The organism is uncultured Aquabacterium sp. (assembly GCF_913773725.1).
Lineage (GTDB): Bacteria > Pseudomonadota > Gammaproteobacteria > Burkholderiales > Burkholderiaceae_C > Aquabacterium.
The window spans coordinates 196,265-206,617 of record NZ_CAJYGK010000160.1 but is presented as its reverse complement, the minus strand read 5'-3'; the positions used below and the strand labels follow the sequence as shown (position 1 = coordinate 206,617).

10 protein-coding genes are annotated in these 10,353 nt (G+C 67.8%); 3 read left to right on the top strand and 7 right to left on the bottom strand.

From position 1 onward, the window contains the following. The 5 genes from QZ709_RS20585 to QZ709_RS20565 form a co-directional block, all read right to left on the bottom strand. On the bottom strand, positions 1–1,882 hold a 1,882-nt coding region (locus tag QZ709_RS20585; RefSeq protein WP_294639409.1), incomplete at its 3' end, for a filamentous hemagglutinin N-terminal domain-containing protein. Positions 1,883–1,970: 88 nt separating this feature from the next. Beyond that, on the bottom strand, positions 1,971–2,714 hold the full coding sequence (locus QZ709_RS20580) for a PEP-CTERM sorting domain-containing protein (RefSeq protein WP_294639408.1): 744 nt from the start codon (positions 2,712–2,714) through the stop codon (positions 1,971–1,973). 173 nt (positions 2,715–2,887) lie between these two features. Next, positions 2,888–3,403 carry a rod shape-determining protein MreD gene (gene mreD / locus QZ709_RS20575; protein ID WP_294639407.1) on the bottom strand — a complete coding sequence of 172 codons (516 nt, stop codon included), beginning with the start codon at positions 3,401–3,403 and terminating at the stop codon, positions 2,888–2,890. Continuing rightward, positions 3,400–4,359 carry a rod shape-determining protein MreC gene (mreC, locus tag QZ709_RS20570; RefSeq protein WP_294639406.1) on the bottom strand — a complete coding sequence of 320 codons (960 nt, stop codon included), beginning with the start codon at positions 4,357–4,359 and terminating at the stop codon, positions 3,400–3,402. The genes mreD and mreC overlap by 4 nt, the downstream gene beginning before the upstream one ends. 81 nt (positions 4,360–4,440) lie before the next feature. Then, positions 4,441–5,484 (bottom strand): rod shape-determining protein, encoded by a 1,044-nt coding sequence (locus QZ709_RS20565; protein WP_137839556.1) that lies wholly within the window; start codon positions 5,482–5,484, stop codon positions 4,441–4,443. A gap of 413 nt (positions 5,485–5,897) precedes the next feature. Here QZ709_RS20565 and gatC point away from each other — a divergent pair, with 413 nt between their 5' ends. Genes gatC through gatB form a run of 3 tightly spaced genes read left to right on the top strand, consistent with a single transcriptional unit; the run spans position 5,898 to position 9,252 of the window. Further along, a complete protein-coding gene (gatC, locus tag QZ709_RS20560) occupies positions 5,898–6,197 on the top strand; it encodes an Asp-tRNA(Asn)/Glu-tRNA(Gln) amidotransferase subunit GatC (protein WP_294639416.1) in 300 nt (99 codons plus the stop codon). Next, positions 6,194–7,747 (top strand): amidase, encoded by a 1,554-nt coding sequence (locus tag QZ709_RS20555; RefSeq protein WP_294639405.1) that lies wholly within the window; start codon positions 6,194–6,196, stop codon positions 7,745–7,747. Before gatC ends, QZ709_RS20555 begins: the two co-directional genes overlap by 4 nt. 26 nt (positions 7,748–7,773) lie before the next feature. Continuing rightward, a complete protein-coding gene (gene gatB / locus QZ709_RS20550; RefSeq protein WP_294639404.1) occupies positions 7,774–9,252 on the top strand; it encodes an Asp-tRNA(Asn)/Glu-tRNA(Gln) amidotransferase subunit GatB in 1,479 nt (492 codons plus the stop codon). A gap of 250 nt (positions 9,253–9,502) precedes the next feature. Here the strand turns inward: gatB and QZ709_RS20545 are convergent, their stop codons facing one another. Further along, positions 9,503–9,886 (bottom strand): PEP-CTERM sorting domain-containing protein, encoded by a 384-nt coding sequence (locus tag QZ709_RS20545; protein WP_294639403.1) that lies wholly within the window; start codon positions 9,884–9,886, stop codon positions 9,503–9,505. A gap of 131 nt (positions 9,887–10,017) precedes the next feature. Then, positions 10,018–10,191, bottom strand: a complete 174-nt coding sequence (locus QZ709_RS20540) for a hypothetical protein (RefSeq protein WP_294639402.1) — start codon at positions 10,189–10,191, stop codon at positions 10,018–10,020. Between the last annotated feature and the right edge of the window lie 162 nt (positions 10,192–10,353).

Here is a 10,353-nt window from a genome sequence, read left to right as displayed (position 1 = left end):
CCACCGTGCCGCCGAGCACGGCCGCGGTTTCGCCATTGACGAAGCCGCTGTAGCTCACGCCGTTGCCACCCTCGAAGGCCAGGCCGTTGTAGGTGCGGCTGGCGTCCTGGGCGGTCACCGTCAGCGCGGCCTTGCCGATCGTCAGCGTGCCGTCAACGTAGCTCAGGTCGTAGTTCTTCGCGGTCAGGCCGCTGGCGCTGATGCCGTAGGTGCCTGCGTCCTTGGCGCCCTGGGCGCTGCCGCCGTAGGTCAGCGTGCCGCCCAGCACAGCCGTGGTCTCGCCATTGACGAAGCCGCTGTACGTGACACCGTTGCCGCCGGTGAAGGCCAGGCCGTCATAGGTCTTGCCGGCGTTGGCGGCCGTGACGGTCAGCGTTGCGGGCGTGATCGTGCCGTAGGCCCTGCCCAGCGTGTAGTTAAGCGCAGCCAAGCCCCCAGACAGTTCTTTTGCGTAGCCCACCGCGATGCGGTCGGCGACGTTGGCATCCACGAAGCGGCCATCCGCCACGTAAACGTACAACGCACCCTTATCTGCATCGAGGATGTCGGACGCGTCGTAGCGGACCGTCGCGGTCTGCTGGCCGTCATAGGTCTTGGTGTCCACCAGGACCGAGATTTCCTTGCGCGCGATCTGGGCGGACAGGCTTAATGGCTTGGCATAGCGCCACGACGAAGAGGACTCGCCGAAGACGGCGGCGGTGATGGCCCGGGTGCCGGCGTTGGGCGAGCTGAACTGGGCGGTCTCGACCTGCCAGTAGTGATTCTGGCCCTGTTGCAGCTTGCTCAGATTGAGCGCGACGGCCGCGTTCTTGGTGCCGTCGTAGGTCTTGTCCACACCCGACAACCAGCCCGTCACGGGAGGCTCGGCATACGCGTTGTCGATCGTGCCGTCGCGGCTGAACAGGACCGCAGCCTTCAGCGTGCCGCCTTCGTTCAGTTCGGCGCGGCGCGTTCCAGCCACGCCGCTGTCGACCACCCCGTCGATCTCGATCTCGCCGCCCGCCCCACCGGCAACCAGGCGCACCGTTCCAGAGGTCGACGTTGCCACGGTCCCGGCTTCGATGATGCCCGTGGTGTTCACCACGGCGCTCATGGCCGAGCGGGCCTCGAGCACCACCTGTCCGCCGAGCGCGATCAATTCACCGGCGTTGGACACGCGGACGGGCTGCCCAGCCGACGTGACCTGGTAGCTCAGGGGGCTGCCCTCGACGCGCTTGAACTCGACGCGGTCGCCTGCCAGCAGGAAGATGCCTGCCTGCGCGCCGCCGGCCGTTTCGATGCGGCCCGTGGCTTCATTGCGGACCTCGGCGCCAACCAGCACGACCTGTCCGTTGGCACCGACCTTCAGCGTGCCGGCGTTGACCACGGCGGCCTCGCTGCCCTGGCGGCTCAGTACGACCTCACCGGTGGCCAGGTTGAACGAGTCCACCTTGAAGGTGCCTGCAACCAGCGAACCGACCGACACCTCGGAGCCCACACCGAACAGCACGCCGTTCGGGTTCAGCAGAAACACCTGGCCGTTGGCCTGGATCTGCCCGAAAACCTGCGTGGCCGAACTGCCCGTCACCAGGTTCAGCGCCACGGCCTGCGCCGAGGGCTGCACGAACTTCAGCACCTCGCCAGCGGCCACACCCAGGCTGTCCCAGTGGATGCGCACGGCGCTGGTGGTCTGGTTCACGGTGGTGGTGGCACCCGCCACGTCCACCGTGGCTCGCCCCTCAACCACCTGCGGGTTGACGCCCGCTGCGTGCGCAGAGGTGATGACCGCCGCGGCGGCACACACCAGCGACGCGCCCGCCTTGCCCCGCCCGCGGGCGAACTCGGCCACAGCCACGAAAGCGCCACAAGCGTCGCGCCACACCAACCTGTACATCTGGTTCATGAAAGCACCTGACGACGAAAAGACAAAAGGAATCCTCGCCCCCGCGGGGGCCCAGGAAACAAAAACGGAGAAGAGGGCCTTGCCGGACTCAGCTGCGCGCAGCGCGCCGACGCGAAGCCGACACGCCGGCGACGACACCCAGACCGGCCAGGGCCAGGGCCACCGAAGACGCTTCGGGCACCGGCGCTGCCAGGGTGTTGAGAACGACCTGGCCACCCGGCTGCACGCTGGCGAACCCAATGCTGGCCCCCTGCAACACAAAGGGGCCGGTTACAGAACCCTGCTCCACATACGCAACAGTGGTGAAGCCAAAGGAATCTTCGGGGAGGCCCTCAATCTCAAGGGTGAACTTGGCGGTCGTACCGCTGACCGGATCATCCTCGAATGCGAGCACAACACGCCCCGATAACACCGCCCCGGCTGGAGCGACAAACCCGGAGTAGCCCGTTCCCGGGCATGTGCCAAGCAACGTGCCCATGCTGCCGCTGCCGCATGCCGCCCCCGTGGCGGGGTTGTACGCCAGCACCACCCCGTTGAACGCCGAACCAATGGCCTGGCTGCCCGAACCGAACAGCCCGGTGCCGCCGCCATACGACATGGCGAAGATCAGCTGATCCGTGGTGGCGCCCGTCGGCTCGAACTTGAAGCTGATCTCGTACGAGCCCGAGCCAGTCAGGTCAACGTCCCACTGCGCGGGCGTCTGGCCGGGCTTGTAGGGAACGAGCGAGGTGGTCAGGCCACCGACAAAGGGAATCTGCAGGTCCGAGACAGTGGTGGCGTGGGCAGCAACACCTGCGAGTGCCAGCGCAGCGGCGATCAGCGATTTTTTCATGCTCGTTACCTCCAGTACTTTGCTCACGATACAAAGCGTAACGAAACACACCGTCTGACGCCATCCCGAAGGCAGAGGGGGCGCCCCCTAAAAGGGCCCGCAAGTGATCCCCGGAGTGCCAAATACAACACACAGAGACCGAAAAAACCAACCCAGCGCCCCCCCCCCCTCGTTCAGAGGGGTCGGTTTTTATCCCTGTCAGGTGCGCGACGCTGCGGGGCCAGCAGCAGCCACGAGGCGACCGGCCACAGCATGGACTCGAACATCGGTGCGAGCACCAGCGACCACCCCGGCAGGCCAGCCCCGGCCACGAGGCGCACCAGCAGCGACACCGCATGCGCCGCGACAAACAGCGGCCCGATCTGCACCGCCTGGGACGGCACGGTGAACCACAGCAAGCGCCGGTGCACCGTGATGGCGAAGAAGCTCAACAGCGTGTAGGCCAGGGCGTGCTGGCCCAGAAGCGCCCCCTGGTGAACGTCCATGATCAGGCCGAACACGAAGGCTGCACCAACGCCCACCCGCCGCGGCTGATGCACGTTCCAGAACACGAGCGCCACCGCCAGCAGGTCCGGTGTGCCGGCCCACCGCCCCCAGGGCAGCAGGTTGATCAGCAAGGCCACGATCAGCGAGAACCAGATGAAGACCGGGTTGACCGGCAGCAGCAACTGACTGCCGCGCGGCATCATGGCTGCACCCCCGATGGCGTGACGGTCACGGAGGAGGCCGGCTTGTGGTGGCGCCCCGCGGCCGACGCACCGGATGCCGCCGCATCGACCGGCCGGGCAGGAAGACGAGACGACACGGGCTCCAGCAGCAGCACGTGGCGGGCGCTGTCCGGACGCGCCAGCGGTGCGAGTGCAATTCGCGCGAAGGCCGAATCTGCCCGGCGATCCACCCGCAGCACCTTGGCCACAGGCAGCCCCGAGGGGTACACGCCGTCCAGCCCGGACGTCTGCAGCACGTCACCCACCTGCACGTCGGCGTTGCCCGCCATGAAGCGCAACTCCATCCCGCGGGTTTCCGGCTGGCCGTAGGCAACGCCCCGCTGCTGGGTGCGCACATTGATCACGGGCACGGCGGCCTCCTTGTCGGTCACCATGGTCACCTCGGAGGTCAGCGGGTAGACGCGGGTCACCTGGCCCAGCACGCCCGCCTCGTCGATCACCGGTGAGCCCAGCACGGCACCGTGGCGCCCCCCCTGGTCGATGACGACCTTGCGGGTGTACGGATCGGGCGCGTCGTAGAGCACCTCCGCGGCGCGGGTGCCGACTTCGATGCGGGGGCGCAGCGCCAGCAGCGCGCGCAGGTGGTCGTTCTCGCGCTCGAGCTGGCTCATGCGCGTGATCCGCTCGGACTGCTCCGCCAGGAGGCGTTCGGCACGGGCCTGGGTGCGGCGGGCTTCGTCCACTCCGGCCAGGTACTGACTCAGGTCCTCCCACCAGCGCGACGGCGCCATCACCACCTCCTGCACCGGGTGCAGCACGGTCGCGATCACGGCACGCAGGGGCTCGGTCATCTTCCAGCGCGCGTCGGCCACCATGAGAAAGACGGCCAGGGCGGCGAAAAACATCAGACGCGTGAACGCCGACGGCCCTTGCTTGAAGAAGGGCGGTGGCGTTCGGTCCAGCGTGGCCAGGGGCATGTCGGCGACTCAACCCAGACAGGGTGTCGGCGGGCAGCAAGGCAGCAGGCTGGCCGCCCTCGCCACACGCGCCGGACGGGCTTACTCCGAGGTGAAGATGCTGCCCAGGCGCTCCATGCGCTCCAGGGCCATGCCGCAGCCGCGCACCACGCAGGTCAGCGGGTCTTCGGCCACCAGCACTGGCAGGCCGGTTTCTTCGGCCAGCAGGCGGTCGAGGTCGCGCAGCAGGGCGCCACCGCCGGTCAGCATCATGCCGCGCTCGGCGATGTCGGCGCCCAGCTCGGGCGGGGTCTGCTCCAGCGCGTTCTTGACGGCCGAGACGATCTGGTTGAGCGGGTCGGTCAGGGCTTCCAGGATCTCGTTGGACGAGATGGTGAAGCTGCGCGGCACGCCTTCCGACAGGTTGCGGCCCTTGACTTCCATCTCCTTGACCTCGGAGCCCGGGAAGGCGCTGCCGATTTCCTTCTTGATGGCTTCGGCCGTGGGCTCGCCGATCAGCATGCCGTAGTTGCGGCGGATGTAGTTGATGATGCTTTCATCGAACTTGTCGCCGCCGACGCGCACGCTGCCCTTGTAGACCATGCCACCCAGCGAGATCACGCCGACCTCGGTGGTTCCACCGCCGATGTCGACCACCATCGAGCCGGAGGCTTCCGACACGGGGAGACCGGCGCCGATGGCCGCGGCCATGGGTTCTTCGATCAGGTAGACCTCGGAGGCGCCGGCGCCCAGAGCGGATTCGCGGATGGCGCGGCGCTCGACCTGGGTGGAGCCGCAGGGCACGCAGATGATGATGCGGGGCGACGGCTTCAGAACCGAGCGCGGATGCACCATCTTGATGAACTGCTTGAGCATCTGCTCGGTCACGGTGAAGTCGGCGATCACGCCGTCCTTCATCGGGCGGATGGCCTCGATGTTGCCCGGGACCTTGCCGAGCATGGCCTTGGCTTCGGAGCCGACGGCCTGGATGGTCTTCTTGCCGTTGGGGCCGCCCTCGTGGCGGATGGACACCACGGAGGGCTCGTCCAGCACGATGCCCTTGTCACGCACATAGATCAGCGTGTTGGCGGTACCCAGGTCGATGGCCAGATCGGTCGAGAAGTACTTGCGGAACATGGAATACATGAATCAAGGCTCCAGCGCGGGCGGCGCGCCCCTGTTGGCGGCACGGCGGACTCACGCGCGGCGACAGGCGGGCAGCGCTGCCCTCGGAAAACGACACGCGCAGCCCATGTCCGAGGACACCGGCTGCGCGTCATGAAAACTTCCCCCAGGCCTCGTTTCGCGTGTCTCCGGGCCCGTCCTTTTCCAGATTTTCCAGAAGTTCTTTCGAACTTCTTCCGAAGGACATTCAGCCCACTCCCCCAGCAGAAACGCGGCTTGTGGATAACCTAGGATAATACCCCAAGGCCCCGCCTCTGGCTCCCTTGAACGGGTGCGGAAACGCGTGCTTGCACCTGCACACAGGCATGAACCGCGTACAGGACAGCACGTCGGCGGCGGCAGGCAACCTTACGAGAACCCTGGACATCTACCCCATGGCCCTGACCCCGACCGACGTCAGCCGCATCGCCCAGCTCGCGCGCCTCGAACTGCGCGACGACGAGCAGGCCGCGATGCTCACGCAGCTCAATGACTTCTTCGCCATCGTCGAAAAGATGCGCGCCGTCGACACCTCCGGTGTCGAGCCACTGTACACGCCGCTGTCGGCCATCCAGGACGTCACCCTGCGGCTGCGCGAGGACGCCGTCACCGAAGGCGACGCCCGCGAGGCCAACATGGCCAACGCCCCGGCCCGTGATGGCGGCCTGTTCCTGGTTCCGAAGGTGATCGAATGACGGCCTCCACCGCACTGCACGACCTCAGCCTGACGCAGCAGGCCGACGCCCTGGCGGCGGGCCAGACCACCTCCGTGGCCCTGACCCGGCACGCCCTCGACCGCATTGCCGCGCACACCCAGTTGGGCGCCTTCCTGCATGTCGACGCCGAAGGCGCCCTGGCCGCTGCGGCCGCCGCCGATGCCCGGCGTGCCGCGGGCCAGCCGCTGAGCCGGCTGGATGGCGTGCCCATCGCCCACAAGGACATCTTCGTGACCGAAGGGCAGCCGACCACCGCCGCCTCGAAGATGCTGCAGGGCTACCAGAGCCCGTTCGACGCCACCGTGGTGGCCCGGCTCAAGGCCGCCGGCGTGGTGAACCTGGGCAAGCTCAACTGCGACGAGTTCGCGATGGGCGGCGCCAACGAGAACTCGGCCTATGGCGTGGCCCGCAACCCGTGGGACACCAGCCGCATCCCCGGCGGCTCGTCGGGCGCCTCGGCCGTGGCCGTGGCCGCGCGCCTCGTGGCGGCCACCACCGGCACCGACACCGGCGGTTCGATCCGCCAGCCCGCGGCGCTGACCGGCATCACCGGCATCAAGCCGACCTACGGCCGCTGCTCGCGCTACGGCATGATTGCCTTTGCCTCGTCGCTCGACCAGGCCGGCCCGATGGCCCGTACCGCCGAAGACTGCGCGCTGATGCTGGACGCCATGAGCGGCTTCGATCCGCGCGACGCCACCAGCGCCGAACAGGTGCGGCTGCATGACGGCAGCCTGGCGGACAACCAGCCCGGCGTGATCGGCAAGGACCTGGCCGCGCTGACCCTGGCGGCCGAACTCGCGGACAAGGCCCGCCCGCTGGCCGGCCTGCGCGTGGGCGTGCCCAAGGAATTCTTCGGCGAGGGCGTGGAAGCCGGCGTGCTGGCCGCCACGCGCGCCGCACTGGCCCAGCTCGAAGCCATGGGCGCCACGCTGGTCGACATCAGCCTGCCACGCACCGAGCTGTCGATTCCGGTGTACTACATCATTGCGCCGGCCGAGGCATCGTCCAACCTGAGCCGCTACGACGGCGTCAAGTTCGGCCACCGTGCGGCCAAGTACAGCGACCTGAACGACATGTACCGCAAGACCCGCGCCGAAGGCTTCGGTGCCGAGGTCAAGCGCCGCATCATGATCGGCACCTATGTGCTGAGCCACGGCTATTACGACGCCTACTACCTGCAGGCCCAGAAGCTGCGCCGCATGATTGCCGACGACTTCCAGGCGGCCTTCCAGCAGTGCGACGTGATCGCCGGCCCGGTGGCGCCCACGGTGGCCCGCCCGATCGCAACCACGTCTGGCTCACAGACTGATCCAGTGGCCGAGTACCTGGCCGACATCTTCACGCTGCCCGCCTCGCTGGCCGGCCTGCCGGGCATGAGCGTGCCCTGCGGCTTTGGTGAGCACGGCATGCCCGTGGGCCTGCAGCTGATCGGCAACTACTGGCAGGAGGCCCGCCTGCTGCACGCGGCCCACGCCTTCCAGCAGGTGACCCACTGGCACCAGCGCGTGCCCGCCGCCCTGGCCTGACCCGAACGCCCAGCGAGACACACACCATGAGTTCCCTTCTTGTCCGTGGCTACGAGGTCGTGATCGGCATCGAAACCCACGTCCAGCTCTCGACCCAATCGAAGATCTTCTCGGGCGCCTCGACCCGCTTCGGCGCCGAGCCCAACACCCAGGCCTGTCCGGTGGACATGGCCCTGCCCGGCACGCTGCCCGTGATGAACCACGGCGCCGTCGAGCGCGCGATCGCGTTCGGCCTGTCGGTCGGCTCGCACATCGCGCCGCGCTCGATCTTCGCGCGCAAGAACTACTTCTACCCCGACCTGCCCAAGGGGTATCAGATCAGCCAGTACGAGATCCCCGTCGTGCAGGGTGGCACGGTCAGCTTCTTCGTGGGCGACAAGCCCCACACGGTGCGCCTGGTGCGCGCCCACCTGGAAGAAGACGCGGGCAAGTCGCTGCACGAGGACTTCGCCGGCTTCAACGGCGAGAAGTCGTCGGGCATCGACCTGAACCGCGCCGGCACGCCGCTGCTGGAGATCGTGACCGAACCCGAGATGCGCAGCAGCGCCGAGGCCGCCGAGTACGCGCGCGCGCTGCACGCGCTGGTGGTGTGGCTGGGCATCTGCGACGGCAACATGCAGGAAGGCTCGTTCCGCTGCGACGTGAACGTGTCGGTGCGCAAGCCGGGCGGCCCGCTGGGCACGCGCCGCGAGATCAAGAACCTCAACAGCTTCAAGTTCCTGCAGCAGGCCACCGACTTCGAAATCAACTGGCAGATCGACCAGATCGAGGACGGCTACGCCATCCAGCAGGCCACCGTGCTGTTCAACCCGGACACGGGCGAGACGCTGGCCATGCGCACCAAGGAAGACGCGCACGACTACCGCTACTTCCCGGACCCCGACCTGCCCCCGCTGGTGATCGCCCCCGAGTGGGTGGAACGCGTGAAGGCGACGATGCCCGAGCTGCCGCGCGTGATGGCCGAGCGCTTCGTGAAGGACTACGGCCTGCCCGAGTACGACGCGACGATGATGACGCAGTCCAAGGCCTTCGGCGCCTTCTTCGAAACGGCGGCCAAGGCCTGCGGTCAGCCGAAGCTGGTGTCGAACTGGCTGATGGGCGAGGTCTCGCGCCGGCTGAATGCGGCCGAGCAGACGCTGGATGCGTCGCCCGTGTCGCCCGAACTGCTGGCCGCGATGATCGGCCGCATCAGCGACGGCACGATCTCGAACGCCGGCGCCAAGCAGGTGTTCGACGCGCTGTGGAATGGCGAAGGCGCGGGCGACGGCCTGGCCCGGGTCGATGCGTTGATCGAGGCCAAGGGCCTCAAGCAGATGAGCGACACCGGCGAGCTCGAGCGCATCCTCGACGAGGTGCTGGCGGCCAACGCCAAGTCGGTGGAGGAGTTCCGCGCCGGCAAGGAAAAGGCCTTCAACGCGCTGGTGGGCCAGGCCATGAAGGCCACCAAGGGCAAGGCCAACCCGGCGGCCGTCAACGAGCTGCTGAAGAAGAAGCTGGCGGGCTAAGCCATCGCGGCAGCCCCATGTCCCGGCGGGCGCATCCTGCCTACCGGGACTCAGACTCCACCGAGCCCATTGGGGTCCATGGGGTCACCAGGCGATCAGGCAGTACGAGCTCGTGCGTGGTGTCGCTCTGCCCTGTTCCCCGATTGAGATCCCCGCCAACGGCCGTGCCCAAGGCCTCACGCCACGGAGAGCGCGCAGCGTGGCGGACCGAAGCGCAGCCGCAGGGGCCGGCCTCGCAACATCGACGTCGTCATGCCAAAGGCTTCGTCCGGCATGCGCTGCGGCGCCTCATGAGCCCAGCCACCAAGAGCCCCGTCGTACCGAGCGCCAGGGAAGAGGGCTCGGGGACCGCCGCGGCGGTGACGCTGCTGTAGCTCAGCTCATCGAAAGCCGAAGAGTTGCTCCCCCAGAGCACCACCTTGTGGATGTGGGACGCCGAGAGGGTCAGGACCGCATTCCCCTTGTCGGCCTGTGCGTCCTCAGCCAGCAGGCGTCCGAAGATGTCGTAGGCCTGCATGCGCACGGTCTGACCGTCGCCCCAGCGATCGGTATGGATGCTGACCCGGTCCGTGACACCGGCGGCCTGCGTCAGGGGGTCGAGGAAGGTCAGGGTGATCGGGTCAGAGAACGACACGCCACCGGCCTGACCAGTGCCCGACAAGCCGCCTGCACCCGATACGGCGTGGCCTGCGCCCAGGTTCACCACACCGGCAAATCCCGCGCTCGAGCTGAAAGCGACGCCGTGGCTTCGAACCAGCTGGTTTGTCAGGCGGCCTCACCGGTCACGAGCGTACCGGGCCAGTAGTACGCGGCAGGCAGGTCGTCGAAGGACACCGTCACGGTGGCGGCCTGGGCGGCGGTGGCCGTGCAGAGATACAGCCCGGCCAGGGCTGACAGGGCCACGCAGGCAGAAGGAAGGATGCGGCGAGAGATGGACATCGCGATGACTGGGTTGAGGTTTCGAAAGAAGCCGCTCGCACGGGCGGCACGCGACCGACAGCGTAGGCAGACGGCGCTGGGCCCGCTGCTAACTCTTGGCTAAGCGATCGCTAAAAAATCACTAAGGCTGCCGGGGCCGGTCGCCTGTCGAGATGGGTGGCC